At 62.4% G+C, this 18500-nt stretch carries 19 protein-coding genes; 3 read left to right on the top strand and 16 right to left on the bottom strand.

Going from position 1 to position 18500, the window contains the following annotated elements; all coding sequences use genetic code 11:
- Positions 1-51: 51 nt before the first annotated feature.
- The 8 genes from FA04_RS07695 to FA04_RS07660 form a co-directional block, all read right to left on the bottom strand.
- Positions 52-1344, bottom strand: a complete 1293-nt coding sequence (locus tag FA04_RS07695; protein ID WP_034794494.1) for a multidrug effflux MFS transporter — start codon at positions 1342-1344, stop codon at positions 52-54.
- Between the two features lie 81 nt (positions 1345-1425).
- Positions 1426-2664, bottom strand: a complete 1239-nt coding sequence (locus FA04_RS07690; RefSeq protein WP_034794489.1) for a multidrug effflux MFS transporter — start codon at positions 2662-2664, stop codon at positions 1426-1428.
- A gap of 475 nt (positions 2665-3139) precedes the next feature.
- The gene (gene grxD / locus FA04_RS07685) at positions 3140-3478 is read right to left on the bottom strand and encodes a Grx4 family monothiol glutaredoxin (protein ID WP_034794485.1); all 339 of its coding nucleotides are present in this window, start codon (positions 3476-3478) and stop codon (positions 3140-3142) included.
- A gap of 131 nt (positions 3479-3609) precedes the next feature.
- Positions 3610-3855 carry a hypothetical protein gene (locus tag FA04_RS07680; RefSeq protein ID WP_034794450.1) on the bottom strand — a complete coding sequence of 82 codons (246 nt, stop codon included), beginning with the start codon at positions 3853-3855 and terminating at the stop codon, positions 3610-3612.
- A gap of 6 nt (positions 3856-3861) precedes the next feature.
- Positions 3862-4095: a BolA family protein gene (locus tag FA04_RS07675; RefSeq protein WP_034794447.1), complete on the bottom strand. Its 234-nt coding sequence runs from the start codon at positions 4093-4095 to the stop codon at positions 3862-3864.
- 225 nt (positions 4096-4320) lie between these two features.
- Positions 4321-6552, bottom strand: a complete 2232-nt coding sequence (gene purL, locus FA04_RS07670) for a phosphoribosylformylglycinamidine synthase subunit PurL (RefSeq protein WP_034794444.1) — start codon at positions 6550-6552, stop codon at positions 4321-4323.
- 197 nt (positions 6553-6749) lie between these two features.
- Positions 6750-7331, bottom strand: coding sequence for an acyloxyacyl hydrolase (locus FA04_RS07665; protein ID WP_034794442.1), 582 nt, complete (start codon positions 7329-7331; stop codon positions 6750-6752).
- 92 nt (positions 7332-7423) lie between these two features.
- Positions 7424-8842, bottom strand: coding sequence for an aminotransferase-like domain-containing protein (locus FA04_RS07660; RefSeq protein WP_034794440.1), 1419 nt, complete (start codon positions 8840-8842; stop codon positions 7424-7426).
- A gap of 130 nt (positions 8843-8972) precedes the next feature.
- Between FA04_RS07660 and FA04_RS35845 the strand changes: the two genes are divergently transcribed.
- Positions 8973-9179, top strand: a complete 207-nt coding sequence (locus FA04_RS35845; protein ID WP_034794438.1) for a DUF1127 domain-containing protein — start codon at positions 8973-8975, stop codon at positions 9177-9179.
- Positions 9180-9273: 94 nt separating this feature from the next.
- Here FA04_RS35845 and FA04_RS07650 read toward each other — a convergent pair whose 3' ends face one another.
- The 4 genes from FA04_RS07650 to purC form a co-directional block, all read right to left on the bottom strand.
- The gene (locus tag FA04_RS07650) at positions 9274-9681 is read right to left on the bottom strand and encodes a hypothetical protein (RefSeq protein WP_034794436.1); all 408 of its coding nucleotides are present in this window, start codon (positions 9679-9681) and stop codon (positions 9274-9276) included.
- Between the two features lie 54 nt (positions 9682-9735).
- Complete coding sequence (purQ, locus tag FA04_RS07645) at positions 9736-10407, bottom strand: phosphoribosylformylglycinamidine synthase subunit PurQ (protein WP_034794430.1); 672 nt, start codon at positions 10405-10407, stop codon at positions 9736-9738.
- Positions 10408-10575: 168 nt separating this feature from the next.
- Entirely contained in the window at positions 10576-10818 is a 243-nt protein-coding gene (gene purS, locus FA04_RS07640) for a phosphoribosylformylglycinamidine synthase subunit PurS (RefSeq protein ID WP_034794427.1), read from the bottom strand.
- A 17-nt stretch (positions 10819-10835) separates the two neighbouring features.
- Positions 10836-11600, bottom strand: a complete 765-nt coding sequence (purC, locus tag FA04_RS07635; RefSeq protein ID WP_034794646.1) for a phosphoribosylaminoimidazolesuccinocarboxamide synthase — start codon at positions 11598-11600, stop codon at positions 10836-10838.
- 331 nt (positions 11601-11931) lie between these two features.
- Between purC and FA04_RS07630 the strand changes: the two genes are divergently transcribed.
- Complete coding sequence (locus FA04_RS07630) at positions 11932-12246, top strand: DUF1476 domain-containing protein (RefSeq protein ID WP_034794424.1); 315 nt, start codon at positions 11932-11934, stop codon at positions 12244-12246.
- A gap of 59 nt (positions 12247-12305) precedes the next feature.
- Here the strand turns inward: FA04_RS07630 and FA04_RS07625 are convergent, their stop codons facing one another.
- A complete protein-coding gene (locus tag FA04_RS07625) occupies positions 12306-14828 on the bottom strand; it encodes a sensor domain-containing protein (protein ID WP_051659309.1) in 2523 nt (840 codons plus the stop codon).
- A gap of 178 nt (positions 14829-15006) precedes the next feature.
- Positions 15007-15561, bottom strand: a complete 555-nt coding sequence (locus FA04_RS07620; RefSeq protein ID WP_034794640.1) for an RBBP9/YdeN family alpha/beta hydrolase — start codon at positions 15559-15561, stop codon at positions 15007-15009.
- Between the two features lie 259 nt (positions 15562-15820).
- Here FA04_RS07620 and FA04_RS07615 point away from each other — a divergent pair, with 259 nt between their 5' ends.
- Positions 15821-16636, top strand: coding sequence for a DUF2189 domain-containing protein (locus FA04_RS07615; RefSeq protein ID WP_034794419.1), 816 nt, complete (start codon positions 15821-15823; stop codon positions 16634-16636).
- A gap of 95 nt (positions 16637-16731) precedes the next feature.
- Here the strand turns inward: FA04_RS07615 and FA04_RS07610 are convergent, their stop codons facing one another.
- Both FA04_RS07610 and purB read right to left on the bottom strand, forming a co-directional pair.
- Positions 16732-17037, bottom strand: a complete 306-nt coding sequence (locus FA04_RS07610) for a PilZ domain-containing protein (RefSeq protein WP_034794416.1) — start codon at positions 17035-17037, stop codon at positions 16732-16734.
- A gap of 154 nt (positions 17038-17191) precedes the next feature.
- Complete coding sequence (gene purB / locus FA04_RS07605) at positions 17192-18493, bottom strand: adenylosuccinate lyase (RefSeq protein ID WP_034794401.1); 1302 nt, start codon at positions 18491-18493, stop codon at positions 17192-17194.
- Positions 18494-18500: the final 7 nt, after the last annotated feature.

Genomic DNA, 18500 nt, shown 5'->3' with positions numbered 1-18500 from the left:
GCCCGCCCGGATTGCTCCGGGCGGGCTTTTTGTTTGCCTTACGGCGGCCGGTTACATATGGCCGCCACCGTGATCCATGCTGACGTCCTTGTCGCCGGGATGGGTAAAGAGCTTGCCCTTCTCGGCCCAGAGCGTTGCCAGGATGGTCAAGGCCCCGAAGAGGGCGAAGCCGCCGAACAGCGGCTGCAGCGTGCCGTTGAAGAGCTGGCCGACGGCGCCGCCGATGAGCGCGCCACCGGTCGTCGAGACGAAGCCGGTGATCGCCGTAGCGGTGCCGGCAAGGTGACCCATCGGCTCCAGGCTGATCGCGGTGAAGTTCGTCGCGATGACCGCGAAGAACATCAGGAGCACCGAGAACATCAGATAGCTGACGACGAAGGCCGGCGTGCCGGAGAGCGACATCACGAAGCCCGCGACCGAGATCAGCGTAAACAGGATCATCGAGACATGCGAGATGCGGCGCATGCCGAAGCTGCGGACGAAGAAGCCGTTGGCGAAGTTGGCGACAGCAATGCCACCGGCCGTACCTGCAAAGGCGATCGGCAGCCAGTCACCGAGGCCGTAGACCTCGCCGAAGATCTGCTGGACCGTGACGATGTAGGCGCAGATGACGGCGGTAAACATCGTCATGCCGATCATGTAGCCGCAAGTGATGCGGTTGGTGAGAACGGTCTTGAAACCCGACGCGACCGCACCGACGGAGAGCGGCATGCGCTCTTCGCGCGGCAGGGACTCCTTCATGCGGGAAAAGGCCCAGACGAAGAGGATCGCGCCGATGACGCCGATCAGGATGAAGATCCAGTGCCAGTTGGCATAGAGGATGACGAGCTGGCCGATCGACGGAGCGACGATCGGTACGATCATGAAGACGATCATCACATAGGACATGACGCGCGCCATTTCGCGGCCGCCGAAGCAGTCGCGCACGATCGCCATGGTGGTGATGCGGATGGCCGCAGCACCGATGCCCTGGATGAAGCGCAGGATCAGCAGCGTCTCGAAGCTCTGGGTGAGGGCGGCGGCAAACATCGACACGGTGAAGAAGGCGAGGCCGCCGAGCAGCACCTTGCGGCGGCCGAAGGCATCGGACAGGCTGCCGAAGAAGATCTGCGAGATGCCGAAGCCGAGGAAGAAGACGCCGATCACCAGCTGGCTGTCGTTGGTGTTGGCGACGTTCAGCGACTGGCCGATTGCCGGCAGAGCCGGCAGCATGCTGTCGATGGCGATGGCGACGCTCGCCGTCATGACGGCGATGGTGATGATGAATTCGACGATGCCCATGTTGAGGCGCTCGGCCCCCGAGACCCCGTCGACATGTTCGGATTGATTGGTGATGGTGGACATTGGGAAAACCCGTAAATTCAATCTTTGGAAAAGGCTGGTCGGCGGTTTAGAGCGCGACAGCGACAGTTGGCGCTTTAGAGCTCAGCCGGCCGGCTGATGGTGCGGTTTGAACAGCTTGCCGCGTTCGGCGATGAGCACGAAGACGAGGCCGATGGCCGCGACGGTGAAGTAGCCGGTGGCAAGCGGGGTGGCCGTTCCGTCGAAGGACTGGCCGATGAAGGCTCCGATCACGCTCCCGCCGATCGTCTGCATGAAGCCGAGAACCGAGGACGCCGTGCCGGCGACATGGCCGAGCGGCTCCATGGCCATGGCGTTGAAGTTTGGCGCGATCAGCCCGAACTGGAACATCGTGGCGCAATAGAGGACCACGAAGGCCGGGAAGGGCAGCGGCGCATAGAGCGAGGCCGACATCCAGATGAAGCTTGCGAGCGTAAAGCCGCAGAGGGCCGCATGGGACAACGGCCGCATGCCGAAGCGGCGGACGAGGCGGGAGTTGGTAAAGGAAGCGACCGCCATCATACTCGCGAAAGCCGCAAAGACAAGCGGAAACCACACGCCCAGATCGTAGACGCCGACCAGCACCTGCTGCGCCGAGTTGATGAAGCCGAAGAGCGCGCCAAGGATAACCGAGGTCGCGAGCGTATAAAGCAGCGACAACCGGTTGGTCAGCACGATGCGGAAACCGCTTAGGATTACCGAAGGCGTGAAGGCGCGGCGGTGGGCCGGATCAAGCGTTTCGCCGAGCTTCGACAGCACGATCGCGATGTTCATCACCGCATAAAGCGCGACGATGACAAAGATCATATGCCACTCGGCAAAGCTGATGATGAGCTGGCCGATCGACGGGGCGATCACAGGCACGATCATGAACACCATCATGACCAGCGACATCACCTCGGCCATCTGCCGGCCGCCATAGACGTCGCGGACGATCGAGATGGTGATGACGCGCGTGGCAGCCGCACCCGCGCCCTGCATGAAGCGAAGGGCGAGCATGAGGCCGAAGGTCGGCACCATGGCAATTGCCACCGCACAGACGGCATAAAGGGCAAGGCCCGCCAGAAGCGGCGGCTTGCGCCCGAACCGGTCCGACAGTGGGCCGAAGAACAGCTGCGCCACGCCCATGCCGAGCAGGTAGGCGGTGATGATGTATTGCCGCTCGTTTTCCGACGCCACGCCCAGGCTGGCCCCGATTTCCTGGAGGCCCGGCAGCATGATGTCGATCGAAATCGCGTTCGTCGCCATCAGTGTGGCCATCAGCGCGATGAACTGGAATTTCGTGAGGCCGGGCAGGGCATCGTCGTTGGTCGTGCTTGTCATTTCAAAAGTCCTAGCGGCGCGGTGGGCGCCAAGCGAAACAGGTCTGGGTCCGGACCGCTCCGGAAAAAGAAGGATGTCGGCTGGCTAAATGCCGGTCGGCACAGGGATGTCAGGCGGGAGCGACCGGGAAGCCGCACCACATGGACCGGGCCTGCAGGAAGCGGCGGGAGCATCGATCGGCAGCGACGGGGTCATTTCCGTGCCGGGAGGCCGGAGCGGGAACCGCTGCTGCTTATGCCGAACGATCGCGACTGCTTCATGACAGGCCGAAAATGCGGCCCCAGGCCTCGCTGCAGAACGCCGGAAACGTTTCAGGAAGGAAGCCTGCTTTCACAAACATTCAAACGGTCATTGCGCGAACCAAGCGCGCAAAGCCTTTGGGAAGACAACGAAAATCGAGATCCGGACGGAACGTCCGAATCAAAAAAGGCGGTTGCCCGCCTTCTCCGATGGATCGGGACAAGGCGTCCTTAGATCAGGCGACAGCGCCCTTGACGGCGATACCCTGCTCCGAAAGGTGGGACTGAAGTTCGCCGGCCTGGAACATCTCACGCACGATGTCGCAACCGCCGACGAATTCGCCCTTGACGTAGAGCTGCGGGATCGTCGGCCAGTTGGAATAGTCCTTGATGCCCTGGCGCAGGTCCGCGTCGGCGAGCACGTTGATGCCCTTGTAGTCGACGCCGATGTAGTCGAGAATCTGGACCACCTGACCGGAGAAGCCACACTGCGGGAACTGCGGCGTACCCTTCATGAAGAGCACCACATCGTTCGTCTTGACTTCGTTGTCGATGAATTCGTGAATTCCGCTCATCCTGTCTTCCTTCCTGCGCCGGCTTCAAGGGCCGGATATCGATTGGGTCTTAGATAGCATGCATATTGGTGATTTTCACCACCCAATCGCAACAAATATTGATGGGCCTCAAGATGTGGTTTTAATACCACTCAAGCCGTGCGGCGCCGCGCCTTGCTGCGCGCCGCCGAGGTTTTCCGCCGGCTGACCTGTTTCTTCGCCGGCTTGCGGATGGCGGCTTCAAGGATATCCGCGAGGATGCCGCCGCCAGAGGCCGCCGGCCGCGTCCGGCGCTTCGTCCGCTTGGTGGTCGTGCGCTTGACGCCGGTCTTCCTCAGAATTTCCTTGAGCGCGCTGTCAACGACGCCGCTGACGAGTTCCTTGATCAGGTCAGCCACGCCAGCTTACTCCGGCGCGCTCGTCTGAAGTGCCAGGGCATGTAGCACGCCGCCCATATTGCCCTTCAGTGCGTTGTAGACCATCTGGTGCTGCTGCACGCGGCTTTTGCCACGAAACGCTTCGGCCACGACTTCGGCGGCATAGTGGTCGCCGTCACCGGCCAGATCGCGGATCGTGACCTTGGCTCCGGGAATCCCCGCCTTGATCATGTCTTCGATGTCGCCTGGTGTCATGGGCATGATACGCCAACTCCCTTTTTATTCTGCAACGTCAGCAGCCTGCCGACGTTGTCCATGAAACAAGGGAACCACGATTCAGGGGCGGAACGCAATTGCTGAATTGGGTGAGGGAGGGCAGTTGCCAGCGCCGACACGATCAAATGATCGCCCTCGGCAGCGCCTGCAAGCAGGCACGCAACAGGGGTGACGGGAGCCGCAGAAAGTGCGGCTCCCGTCATCGATCTCTCAGTTTTCAGGCGCGAGGTCGCCCTGCATGAAGTCCGGGAACCAGCCTTCATGGGCGGCGCGGAGATCCGCAACCGAGACGGCCCTGGCGTCGCCAAGCTTGACGGCGTCGCCGCCGGTCTTGCCGATGATGGGGAGCGAGACGCCGGCAGCCTTGGCACGAGCGGCAACCGCGTCGAGCGCGCCGGCGGCAACCGTCACGACGTAGCGACCCTGGTCTTCGCCGTAGAAGGTCGCGATCGGATCATGGCCGGCAACAGCGTCGACCGAGGCGCCGATGCCCGAAGCCATCGCCATTTCGGCAACGGCAAGTGCCAGGCCGCCCGACGAGCAATCGTGCACGGCGGTTACAAGACCGTCGACGATCAGGCCGCGGACGAAGTCGCCAACCTTGCGCTCATGCACCAGATCGACATGGGGCGCCGGGCCATCGGTGCGGCCGTGAACGTCGCGCATATAGACCGACTGGGCGATGTGCGAGCCGAGACCGGCCGGCGCGCCGGCGACGAGGATCGTTTCGCCTTCAGCGGCAAAGCGGATGCGCGCCATCTTCGACCAGTCCTTGATCAGGCCGACACCGCCGATGGTCGGGGTCGGCAGGATCGCCTGGCCGTTTGTCTCGTTGTAGAGCGAGACGTTGCCCGACACGATCGGGAAGTCGAGTGCGGTGCAGGCTTCTCCGATGCCCTTGATGGCATGAACCAGCTGGCTCATGATCTCAGGGCGTTCCGGGTTGCCGAAATTGAGGTTGTCGGTGGCTGCCAGCGGCAGCGATCCGGTTGCCGTCAGGTTGCGCCAGCATTCGGCGACCGCCTGCTTGCCGCCTTCGTAAGGATCGGCTTCGACGTAGCGCGGCGTCACGTCGGAGGAGAAGGCAAGCGCCTTGGAGGCATGACCTTCGACGCGCACGACACCGGCGTCGCCGCCCGGCAGCTGCAGCGAGTTGCCCTGGATCAGCGTGTCGTACTGCTCGTAAACCCAACGGCGCGACGAATTGTTGGCCGAACCGACGAGCTTGACGAGCGCGTCGGCGACGTCGGCTGCCGGAATGTCGTTGGTTGCGAGCGGTGCCGCGGTCTTGGCCGGGGTCCAGGGACGATCATATTCCGGCGCTTCGTCGCCCAGTTCCTTGATTGGCAGGTTCGCAACCTCTTCGCCCTGGTGCAGGATACGGAAGCGCAGGTCGTCGGTCGTCTTGCCGACGATTGCGAAATCGAGGCCCCACTTGACGAAGATCGCTTTGGCGACCTCTTCCTTGGCGGGCTCGAGCACCATGAGCATGCGCTCCTGGCTTTCCGACAGCATCATTTCATAGGCGGTCATGCGCTCTTCGCGCACCGGAACGGTGTCGAGGTCGAGCTCGATGCCGAGGTCGCCCTTGGCGCCCATTTCGACGGCCGAGCAGGTGAGGCCGGCTGCACCCATGTCCTGGATGGCGATGACGGCGCCGGTCGTCATCAGCTCGAGGCAGGCTTCGAGCAGGCACTTTTCGGTGAAGGGGTCGCCGACCTGAACGGTCGGGCGCTTCTCTTCGATCGACTCGTCGAACTCGGCGGACGCCATGGTCGCGCCACCGACGCCGTCGCGGCCGGTCTTCGCACCGAGATAAACGACGGGAAGGCCGACGCCTTCGGCCTTGGAGTAGAAGATGGCATCGCTCTTGGCGAGGCCGGCGGCAAAGGCGTTGACCAGAATGTTGCCGTTGTAGCGGGCATCGAACTCGACTTCGCCGCCAACGGTCGGAACGCCGAAGGAGTTGCCGTAGCCGCCGACACCGGCAACGACGCCGGAAACGAGGTGGCGGGTCTTCGGGTGGTCGGGCGAACCGAAGCGCAGCGCGTTCATCGCTGCGACGGGACGGGCGCCCATGGTGAAGACGTCGCGCAGGATGCCGCCGACGCCCGTTGCCGCGCCCTGGTAGGGCTCGATATAGGACGGGTGGTTGTGGCTTTCCATCTTGAAGACGACGCAGTCGCCGTCATCGATATCGACCACGCCGGCGTTTTCGCCCGGGCCCTGGATGACGCGCGGCCCCTTGGTCGGCAGCGTGCGCAGCCACTTCTTGGAAGACTTGTAGGAGCAGTGCTCGTTCCACATGGCCGAGAAGATGCCGAGCTCGGTGAAGGTCGGCTCGCGCCCGATCAGGCCGAGGATGCGCTCGTATTCGTCAGGCTTCAGCCCGTGCGATGCGATGAGGTCCGGGGTGATGGGGCGGGTGTTGGAAATCGTCATCGTCGACCGTCAAATCCTTCGGGCGGCGCGCAATCCACTAATGAGGAATATGGCGCGTGCGAACCGCAACAGAAACAGGGGGCGCTTTGCGGCTTCTTTAACCTATGCTGCGGCGGGGCGCGACAGAAAAATACGGGCGATCAACAGCGGTTGATGCCCGTATGAAGCTTTGTTGAGCGCGACTGCGCAGGCCTGCGTCAGAACTTGTAGCCGAGGGCGAGGCCTGCGCGTGTCAGGCCGTTGTTGGGACCGTCGCAGAGATTGGCATGCGACGCATGTTCAACGGTCGCCGAGACGTTCCAGTGTTCGTCGAGGCGCACGCCCGCGGCGGCGTATTCGCGGAAGAGGACGCGGCAGCCGAGTTGCGGACCGGAACCGTTGGGATCGTCGAGATCGCCGTCGTGAACCGTGCCGCCCGCGCCGAACTCCACGAAGAGGCGTTGCGTCATGTCGAAGGTCCAGCTCAGGCCGGCATAGGCCTGGTTGACGCCGTTCGACGACGTGGCCACGGCAGCACCGGTATAGACGCGTGGACGCAGCAGCTTTTCGCCGAGATCCGCGGCGCCGTCCGCATTGAACGGATCGAAGTAGAGCGTGAACGAGGGAAACACGCCGTCTTCCTGCTTGCCGCCGCTGGCGATCGATGTCGTCACGCCGAAGCGCATTTCGTCAAAGACACCATCTTGAGCCGCCGCCGGCGCGGCGATGACGGAGGTGGTCGTGACGAAAAGAAGGGATGCAATCAGGCGGGACGGAACCGGGCGAAGCGATAGCGGCATGCGAAATCCTTGAGGGCGAATCATCTACGCAAGACTGCTAAAACAGTATGATGCGGAAGCTTGCGCGAAAGTCACCCCGTCGATTTCGATAGTCACTCGAAACTGTCGTAGCCGGCTCGGCCGCTGTCGAGCAGCCGCTTCAGTGTCTGGAATCCGGCTCTCACCTCGGCGCGCTGCGGTGGCGAGGAAAAGCCGATGCGGATCCGATGGAAGACGCGATCGGTACGGCCGGCCTTGAACTCGTCCTCGTCGTCGACGAGCACGCCTTCCTGAAGAGCCGCCTGCTTGAAGGTTCCTGACAGCCAGGGGTCAGGCAACTTCATCCAGAGGAACGGAATGCAGGGATGGGACGCGAACTCGATACCCTCAAAGACCTCGCGCGCCATTGCTTCGCGGGCGCGAACCTCCTCAATGCCCTGGCTGCGCAAGGCTGCAGCCGAGCCGGAGAGCACCAGCCGGGCGCAGAGTTCCGCCAGGATGAACGGCAGGCCGCCGCTGACCATCTTGTGGGCGATGCGGATGCGCTGGCCGAAATGCGGAGGGCAGGCGACCCAGCCACCGCGAACGCCTGCGGCAACGGACTTTGAAAGACCGCCGACGAGGAAGGTACGTTCGGGCGCAAGCTCGGCGAGCAGCGGCGTTTGATCGCCGGTCATAGCGCCGTAGAGATCATCCTCCACCAGCCAGACGCCGTATTTGCGGGCGATATCGGCGATCGCCTGGCGGCGGGCGAGCGGCATGACGGCCACTGTCGGGTTCTGCGCGCTCGGCATCAGGAAGGCGAGCTTCGGATGCTGCTGCGCGCAGACGCGCTCGAAGTCGTCGGGGATCATGCCGAAGGCGTCGGATTCGACCAGCGTCGTGCGGCGACCAATCAGGCCGGCGCTGCGGCTGACCTGCGAATAGGTGAGCGTCTCGAAGGCGATGCGGTCGCCTGGGGCCGTCACCGCCGCGATTACGGCAACGACGGCCGCATGCGCACCGAGCGTCGGCACGATGTTTTCGGGCTTAGGACGAAACCCTCCGCGCGCCAGCCATTGGCAGCCTGCCTCGAACCAGTGATCCGGGAAGTTCCGCGCGTAGCTGGCAATATCGGCGTGATGCTCGTGACTGATTTCGCTCAACACTTCGCTCAGCACCGTTCCCTGGCCGATATCCGGCGCGGCGGTGCTGTCGAACCTGAGCTTGCCAACGGGCGCGACCAGGGGCCGGGTGCCGGCAAGGGACGTCGTCAGCGGGTCCGCCTGCTCCGGCGGCCGGCTTTCGGGATGGTCGAGCACATAGGTGCCGCGCCCGACTTCGCCGCTCACAAGCCCGCGCTCGCGGACAATATTGTAGGCGCGCCCGATCGTGCCGATTGTCACCCCGATATCGTAGGCGAGGTTGCGTTGCGGTGGCAATTTGGCGCCGACGGGCAAGGCCCCGTTGCCAATTGCCAGTTCGATTTGATCGGCGATCCGTGCGTAGAGCGGACCGTGACCCTGCTGAATGTCGGGGAGCCAATTTGTCATAGTGACAATTCTTTAGATTACAGCGGAAAATATGTCAATTATCACCAAGACAACGATAGCAATCGCTGCATTGGGGTTGTCAATGAGTACAATAGATACAATTTGTTTGTCCCGCTCGGAAGCGACGTCCGTGGGCTGCACCGGCACATTACTGGGCGGCGACTATTCGGACGAACGCGAGGGTCTGCTGAAGCGGCTTTGGACCCGCTATTGCGAGCTGGCGGCGAAGCGACGCGGCCGGTTGGCGCTCGAGGAGATGAGCGAGTGGCAGCTCAAGGATATCGGCGTTTCGGAAAAGGACGCGCGTCAGGAATCGACTGTCCCGTTCTGGCGCTAACCGATCGGATAGAACCGACTGTCCGAAATGCAAAAGGGCCGGCAACCTTGAGGTCAACCGGCCCTTTAATCAATTCGACAAGTTCAGCTTGGGGCTATTTGCAGCCCTGTCCGCCAGCGGCCCAGCGCTTGATGTCTGCGGCCATGCGCGTTCCCGTCGGCTCGCTCATCAGCGGCCCGAAGGCCTGCAGGCGGGCCGGATTGCCCTCGGCCTGAACGACGGCGAGGGGGCGTGCCTCCGGCGACTTGCGCGGCACGATCAAGATGCGCGGACGGCCGGAGAAGGAATTGAGCTCGGGCGCCAGGCGATAAGACTTGAATTCCGCATCGCCCGACTTGAACCAGCAGCTGTTGGCGCCGAGCGCCACGCGTTCCATGGTCGGCAGCGCCGCCGTGTTCGGGCTCGGGGCCGGCGGCTTCGGCGATTGGCACGAGGCCAGAAGCATTAGACCGAAGGCCGTGCAGGCAAGGCCGGTCAGGCGTGCAGGGGCAAATGAAGGCATCGACGGTCTCGCTCGCAAATGGGGATGGGTCGGATGCCTTCTACAGCCGGATGGTTAAGCGGCGATTACTTCGAGCGCAGACGCGAAGAGGCCGCGGCCGTCGGAACCGCCATGGGCGGCTTCGATCAGGTTTTCCGGATGCGGCATCATGCCGAGAACGTTGCCCGCAGCGTTCATGACGCCGGCGATATCGTTCATCGAACCGTTCGGATTGGTGCCTTCGGCGTAACGGAAGACCACCTGGCCATTGCCTTCGATCGTCTTCAGCGTCTCGGCATCGGCAAAGTAGTTGCCGTCGTGATGGGCGACCGGCGAACGGATGACCTGGCCCTTGGAATAGGCGCGGGTAAAGTCGGTGTCGGCGTTGACAACTTCGAGCTTGATCTCGCGGCAGACGAATTTCAGCGAGGCATTGCGCATCAGCGCGCCGGGCAGGAGGCCGGCCTCGACGAGGATCTGGAAGCCGTTGCAGACGCCGAGAACCTTCACGCCCTTTTCCGCCTTGGCCTTGATCGCCTGCATGACCGGCATGCGTGCAGCGATCGCGCCGCAGCGAAGGTAGTCGCCATAGGAGAAACCGCCGGGAATGACGATCAGGTCGACATCCGGAATCTCGGTCTCGGTCTGCCAGACGGTGACAGGCGCCTTGCCGGAGATCTTGGTGAGGGCCGCGATCATGTCGCGGTCGCGGTTGAGGCCCGGAAGCTGGACGACGGCTGACTTCATATCTCTGTCTCCGATACGGCGAGATCAATCTTGATGGCGCGCTCCGAAGAGCTGGCATCTGCTGCGACTATGGCAGCGGCGTTCCCGAGGGGACCAGCGGCTGCTCCGGCATTTCGTAACGTCTGGTTCCGCGCCCGAAGACGCGGAACGATTCCGTCGCCTGCAGGATCAGGCGAAGGAGATGCTGTAGTTCTCGATGACCGTGTTGGCGAGCAGCTTTTCGCACATGGCCTTGAGGTCTTCCTCGGCCTTGGCCTTGTCTGCGGATTCGATCTGCAGGTCGAAGACCTTGCCCTGGCGAACCTGGCCGATGCCGTCGAAGCCGAGTGCGCCGAGCGCACCTTCGATTGCCTTGCCCTGCGGATCGAGAACGCCGTTCTTCAGCGTCACGGTTACACGTGCCTTGATCACTTTGATTTTCCCCGAAGTTACTTCACGAGAACCGGACCGGTGCCGCGCACGGGTTCGTTCTCATTCATGATGCCGAGACGGCGGGCGACTTCCTGGTAGGCCTCGACGAGGCCGCCGAGGTCGCGGCGGAAACGATCCTTGTCGAGCTTCTCGCGCGTCTCGATGTCCCAGAGACGGCAGCTGTCCGGCGAGATCTCGTCGGCAAGCACGATGCGCATCATGTCGCCTTCGAACAGCCGGCCGCACTCGATCTTGAAATCGACGAGCTGGATGCCGACGCCGAGGAACAGGCCCGAGAGGAAGTCGTTGATGCGGATGGCGAGCGCCATGATATCGTCGAGTTCCTGCGGGCTTGCCCAGCCAAACGCGGTGATGTGCTCTTCGGAGACCATCGGGTCTTCGAGCGCATCGGCCTTGTAGTAGAACTCGATGATCGAGCGGGGAAGGACCGTGCCTTCCTCGATGCCGAGACGCTTGGCCAGCGAGCCGGCGGCGACGTTGCGCACGACGATCTCAAGCGGGATGATCTCGACTTCCTTGATCAACTGCTCGCGCATGTTGAGGCGGCGGATGAAGTGCGTGGGGATGCCGATCTTGTTGAGGTGCGTGAAGATGTACTCGGAAATCCGGTTGTTCAGCACACCCTTGCCGTCAATGACGTCGTGCTTTTTCTTGTTGAAGGCGGTCGCGTCGTCCTTGAAGAACTGGATGAGCGTGCCCGGCTCTGGACCCTCATAGAGGATCTTGGCCTTGCCCTCGTAGATACGGCGGCGACGATTCATGGATTTGTCTCTGTAGTTGTTGGCGCTCTCGGGACGCGCGTGGAACATCTCTCGGGGTCCATAGCCGAAAAGAACCGATTTCACAATCGGCGTATCTGCCCGTTCCCCTGATTTGCATGGGGCGCCGCGCGCCTTCTCAAAGTGCGCCAAGGTTGCTGCCGCCTCACGAAGCGGCGATGTCCTGATCCTTGATCAAATGCGATCTGAGGAACCGCACAAAGGGTAACATGAAAGTCATCAAACCGGAAAAGTTCACATTGCAGTTTGACCCGCGTTTTGATTTATGGCGATAAACTGATTTCAGACATGGAATTCTCAGGGAGATTGATTGATGACGTCGATGCAGGATCGCGAAAAGGCCTTCGAAGCAAAGTTTGCGATGGACGAAGAGCTTAGGTTCAAGGCTGAAGCGCGTCGCAACAAGCTGCTCGGTCTGTGGGCCGCCGGCCTGCTCGGCAAGGCCGACGCCGACGCCTATGCCAGCGAAGTGGTGGCTGCCGATTTCGAAGAAGCCGGCCATGAAGACGTCGTTCGCAAGATCAAGGCGGATTTCGACGCGGCAGGCGTTGCCCAGACCGAAGAGCAGATCCGCGTGCGGATGCTCGAACTGCTCGGCGAAGCCGTCCAGCAGCTCCAGAGCAAGTAAGCCGAAAGGCTGTTGCCGCATTCATTGAAGCGCCGCCCGTCCATCTGGCCGGGCGGTTTTTATTTGTCCGGACCGCCGAACACCGGCTTCCAGCCGCGGCGCAAACGCTGCTCCAGCTCCAGCCGATCCATCGGCCGCGCAAGCGCATAGCCCTGCAGCACGTCGCAGCCGAGGTCCCGCAGCATCGCCGCGTGCTCCCAGGTCTCCACGCCTTCGCCGACGACAGCGATGTTGAGCGAGTGGCCGATGTCGACGATCGCGCGCACCAGCTTCGCCTGCTTGGCACCTTCGGTCATCGGTCCAACGAGCGCCCGGTCGATCTTGAGCCGGGCCGGATTGAGGTTGAGCAGGCCGATGATCGAGGCATGCCCGGTGCCGAAATCGTCAATCTCGATTTCGATGCCGAGGTCGCCGAGAGCTGAAATGGTCCCGGCGATTTCGTCTTCCGGGTCATCGAGGAAGATGGACTCGAGCAGCTCGAAGGAAAGGATGCCCGGCGGGATCCGCATGTCGCGCAGATCGGCGATCAATCCTGGGTCGCGCAGCCGCGGCGACGACATGTTGACCGAGATCTTGGGAACGCCGAGCCCTTCCTTTTGCCAGGACTGAAAGTCGCGATAGGCGAGCTCGACCACCTTCCTGTCGATCGCCGGCAGGACGTTGATCTCTTCGGCCACCTTCAGGAAATGGAAGGGGGTGAGGATGCCGCGCTCCGGGTGGTTCCACCGCACCAACGCCTCGACGCCGGATATCTCCAGCGAGCGCGCATGGAACTGCGGCTGGTAATAGACGGTGAACTGCCCTTCCTCGATCGCCTGGCGAATATCGTCGCCGATGCGCTTGGCGTTGAGGATCTGGGTTTGAATGAGCTCGGAGAACACTTCGACGCGATCGCGCCCGACGCTCTTTGCCCGATAGAGGGCGATGTCGGCATTCATCAGCAGCTGTTTGGCGTCGATGTCTTCGCCCCCCTTGAAGGCGATGCCGATGCTTGCGCCCAGGCGGCAGAGCTGACCGTCATAGGGAATGGGGCGGCGGAAGGCATGGACGATGCGCTCGGCAAGCTCGGTCAGCTGCGGCAGGTCGCGGTTCCGGCGGCAGAGAATGACGAACTCGTCGCCGCCGATGCGGGCGATAAAATCGTCGTGGCGGGCGTGGGCACGCAGGATCGCGGCCGCATGCGTTAACATCGCGTCTCCGGCCTGGTGTCCGAGCGTATCGTTGATCTGCTTGAAGCGGTCGAGATCGATATGCAGGATCGCGTTGACTGCGACATTCTCCGTCAGCATCTGATCCAGGTAGCGACGGTTGGGCAAGTCGGTCAGGTAATCGTGCAGCGCGTTGTACTCGATCCTGATCCGCGCCTGCTCGAGTTCACGGTTGCGCCCTTCGGCCGATGCTTTCGCCTGGCGCAGTTCTTCCTGCAGCGCGATGTCCTCGGTAACGTCCCAGTTGGCGCCGATGAGCTTGCGAGTTCCGAGATGATCGACATAGGTCGCGGCATTGGAGCGGATGTGGCGGACGGAACCGTCCGGGCGCACAATACGGAAAGCATTGCTGTAGGGTTTACCCGAGGCGATGCCTTCGTTGGTTCTGAGGACCACGGCATCGCGATCGTCGGGGTGAAGGGAGTTTTCCCAGGTCTCAGAGCTTGGTGCGCCGTCGGCGAGGTCGAGACCATAAATCTCGAACATGCGCTCGTCCCAGTCGTCGCGCAGTGCATCGAGATTGAAGTCGAACACGCCGATCTTCGAGACGCCGAGCGCCAGCCTCAGTCGGCGGGAGACCTCCTCGAGCCGGGCCTCGGCCTCCTTGCGGGCGGTGATGTCGGTATCCGTCCCGATGATGCGGCTCGGCCTGCCATCCGGCCAGTAGGCAACCGAGGCGCCGCGGCTTTCGATCCAGATCCAGTGACCGTCGGCGTGACGCTCTCGATACTCGAAAGTGTTGAAGATCGCCTCGCCGGAATCCTGCCGCTCGATCGCGGCGCGCACATGCGCATGATCGTCGGGGTGAACGTTCTGGATCCAGTTTTCAAGGGTACCATCCACCTGGGCGTCTTCGGACAGGCCACGAAGCCGCCTCCAGGTGGCCGAGTAAAACAGGTCTCCGGTTTCGAAGTCGTGATCCCAGACACCCTCAAGCGCGCCGTCCAGGGCATATTTCCAGCGGGTCTCGTCGTTGCGCAATCCGGCGATCTCGTTGACGAAGTCATCGGCCGGCAACATCAGCAGCAGCGAGGCGGCTTCATCCGCGAACCGTACCGGCGAACAGGCAACGAGCATCGGCACGGAGCGGTCGGGACCAAGGAAATGGATCGTCTCGGCGACCGTCGATGTGGCGCGCGGCGGCACGCGCGACCGGTCCTCTTCCGCCACGAAGTCATTCAGAAAGGCGTGTCGCAATTGTACAAGCGTGCGGCCGAACACTTCGCCGGCAAGGACGTTAGCGGCCAGGATCCGTCCGTGCGCATCGACAATGACCGCGCCTGCCGGCAACCGTTCCAAGGTGGCCTGCGTCAGAGCATCCGGATGCGCCGGTGCGCCTTGCGCACCTTTGGTGAGACGTTCGTTTACGGCCACTTCCCATGTCCAGTATCTGCGGCCGAGCAACCAAGCGGAACGATCCGGTCAATGCCGGCGCAGATCAAGGTTCGACAGCGCTCGGCACCATCATGAGACGAGTCGCGTCGTGCCGGCGATGATGACCGCGGACAATGAACGTCGGATTAATAAGGCGTCGACAGGTTGATCGGGCGCGTCAGGGTTTAAGCCGGCTCAAGAACTGGGCGAAGACCATCGTTCCCTCCGGCCACGGCCCGTGGCCGGACTCGGTGTTGATGTGGCCGGACTCTCCGGCATCGACGAGCAGCGAACCCCAGGCGTTGGCGATGTCGTCCGCATGCTCGTAGGAACCGAACGGATCGTTGCGGCTGGCGACCATCAGCGACGGGAAGGGAAGCGGATCGCGCGGGTAGGGACCGAAGGTCATCAGATGCTTCGGACGGATCGCCGGGTTGGCAACATCAGGAGGTGCCACCAGGAAGGCGCCGGCGATCGGCTTGGTGAAATGGGGTAGGGCGTGCACGGCGGTTGCGACGCCAAGCGAATGGGCGACGATGACCACAGGCTTTTCCGCCGCATTGACCTCTTCGATCATGCGCGCCACCCAATCCTCGCGGACAGGCTTTGCCCACTCCGCCTGCTCGACGCGGCGTGCGGTCGACATCTTGCGCTCCCAGCGGGTCTGCCAGTGCTCCGGTCCGGAGTTGGTGTAGCCTGGAACGATGAGGATATGAGCGTCGGATACTTTCATGGTGGCCGCGATGTGGCGCTGAAAGGCGCGGAAGTCAAGACCTTCAGCATTACCCGTGTTCAGGGCCTCGAAGCCACCCATGGGAGCCTGCCCGACGAGCCCGATGTTCGCGCTCCAATAGGCCGCTTAACGTGGCGAGAGGCGGCAGGCGACAGCGGTCGCATTTTCTGTATAATCGAAGGGACGGTCGCGGATGGTGCGGCTTGGTTCGTCGCATCTTTGTTCCGTGGCCGCTCTGGTTCGTTGAGGAGTGTGAGCCATGACAACATTCCATGTCCTTTCGGGAGCGGACGCGAGTGTCGCCCATCCCGGAATAAAAAAGATTGGCGTCGCGGATGTATTCGACGCCTTACGCTTGGGCTTTGACGATTTTCGCGAGAAACCATCGCACTACGTCTTTCTTTGCCTGATCTACCCGATCGCGGGTGTCGTTCTGATCACCTGGAGCGCGGGCGCCAACATGCTGCCGCTGCTTTATCCTCTTGTCTCCGGCTTCGCTCTGATCGGCCCAGTCGCTGCGATCGGGCTTTATGAAATCAGCCGACGGCGAGAACTCGGCATGGACTACTCCTGGCCGCACGCCCTTCGCCTGCACCGCTCTCCGGCGCTGCCGTCGATCATGGCCGTCGCCGCCATGCTGTTCGTTGTCTTCATCATCTGGCTGCTCGTCGCCCAGGCGCTCTATGTGCAGATCTTCGGGGCGGAACCGCCGGATTCGATTGCAGCCTTCTGGAACGGTATCATCGGCACTGACCAGGGCTGGAACCTGATCCTCGTCGGCAACGCTGTCGGCTTCGTCTTCGCCGTCATCGTTCTGGCGACATCCGTCGTGTCGTTTCCGTTGCTGATCGATCGGGACGTCGGCGCCGTATCGGCGGTCGAGACTTCCATTCGCGCAACGCTCGTCAACCCGGTGCCCGTCGCCGTCTGGGGCTTCATTATCGCCGCCGGTCTGGTTATCGGCTCGATCCCGGTCTTCGTCGGCCTCGCCGTCATCATGCCGATCTTCGGACACGCCACCTGGCACCTCTATCGCAAGATGGTGGAGCCCGGTCCGCGCGCGCGTTCACACTGATCGCCGACAGCCGAAGGCGAATGTAACCGCTCATAAAAAAGCGCCGCATGTCGATCGACCTGCGGCGCTTGTGGCGTGTTGCCGAAAATCTCGGCCTAGCGAAAATGCTTGTAGTAAGATGAGATCTGCGCCGCGGTGTTGGACGACAGGTTGAGCTTGATGCCGATCTTGTCGCCGCGATACCAGCGCACCATGCCGGTCAGGAAGCCGAGTTCCTCGCTTCTGATCGTCACTTCCTGTCCCGTCTTGGCGCCGATGTCGAAGAGCAGCTGAAAGCAGATGCCCTCGGCAGAAAGGTCCTTGACGATGCCGCTGCTGGAGCCGGACTTGACGGTCACCGTACCTGTAATTTTCGTTTGCGTGCGCTGCGTCGCCCGCTCGACACTGTCCTTGTAGGCCATGTGATCCTCAGAACCTGGATTGACAGGCCCTGAGCTTTGCACGCAATGCGTGAATTTCCTGCTAACGCAAATGCCCGCATTTGAGCGATGTGCTCCAAATGCGGGCATGGCAACAAAAACCAAAGGCCTACGGCCGTCCGCTCAGCGCAGAACCTCAGCCGAAGACGCGCTTGAAGATCGTGTCGACGTGCTTGGTGTGATAGCCGAGATCGAACTTTTCGCGGATATCTTCCTCGGAAAGGGCCGCGCGAACTTCCGCGTCGGCGAGCAGTTCTTCGAGGAAGTCCTTGCCCTGTTCCCAGACCTTCATGGCGTTGCGCTGCACGAGGCGGTAGGCGTCCTCACGCGACACGCCGGCCTGCGTCAGCGCCAGCAGCACGCGCTGCGAATGCACGAGCCCACGGAACTTGTTCATGTTGTTGATCATGTTCTCGGGGTAGACGAGCAGCTTGTCGATAACGCTGGTCAGACGAGCGAGCGCGAAGTCGAGCGTCACCGTTGCATCCGGGCCGATCATGCGCTCGACCGAGGAGTGCGAAATGTCGCGCTCATGCCAAAGCGCAACGTTTTCCATGGCCGGGATCGAGAAGGCGCGAACCATACGGGCGAGACCCGTGAGGTTTTCGGTCAGAACCGGGTTCCGCTTGTGCGGCATCGCCGACGAGCCCTTCTGGCCCGGCGAGAAATACTCCTCCGCTTCAAGCACTTCGGTGCGCTGCAGGTGACGAACTTCCGTCGCCAGGCGCTCGATCGACGAGGCAATGACGCCGAGGGTGGCGAAGTACATGGCATGGCGGTCGCGCGGGATGACCTGGGTCGAAACCGGTTCCGGCTTCAGCCCGAGCGCCTCGGCTACGTGTTCTTCAACGCGCGGGTCGATGTTGGCGAAAGTGCCGACGGCGCCGGAGATCGCGCAGGTGGCGACTTCTTCGCGTGCGGCCAGCAGGCGCTGCTTGCAGCGGTCGAACTCGGCATAGGCGAGCGCCAGCTTGACGCCGAAGGTGGTCGGCTCGGCATGGATGCCATGCGAACGGCCGATCGTCACCGTCTCCTTGTGTTCAAAAGCGCGGCGTTTCAGCGCTTCGAGCAGCTTGTCGAGGTCGGCGAGCAGCAGGTCGGTCGCGCGGACCAGCTGCACGTTGAAGCAGGTATCCAGAACGTCGGACGAGGTCATGCCCTGGTGGATGAAGCGGCTGTCCGGGCCGACGAATTCGGCGAGATGCGTCAGGAAGGCAATGACGTCATGCTTGGTGACGGCCTCGATCTCGTCGATGCGGGCGACGTCGAAAGTGGCAGCGCCGCCTTTTTCCCAGATCGTGCGCGCAGCATCCTTCGGGATCACGCCGATTTCGGCAAGCGCATCGCAGGCGTGGGCCTCGATCTCGAACCAGATGCGGAATTTCGTTTCCGGCGACCAGATGGCCACCATTTCCGGTCGGGAGTAACGGGGGATCATGGGCTTA

The sequence above is a fragment of the Ensifer adhaerens genome (assembly GCF_000697965.2).
Lineage (GTDB): Bacteria > Pseudomonadota > Alphaproteobacteria > Rhizobiales > Rhizobiaceae > Ensifer > Ensifer adhaerens.
This window is presented reverse-complemented; position numbering and strand designations above follow the sequence as displayed.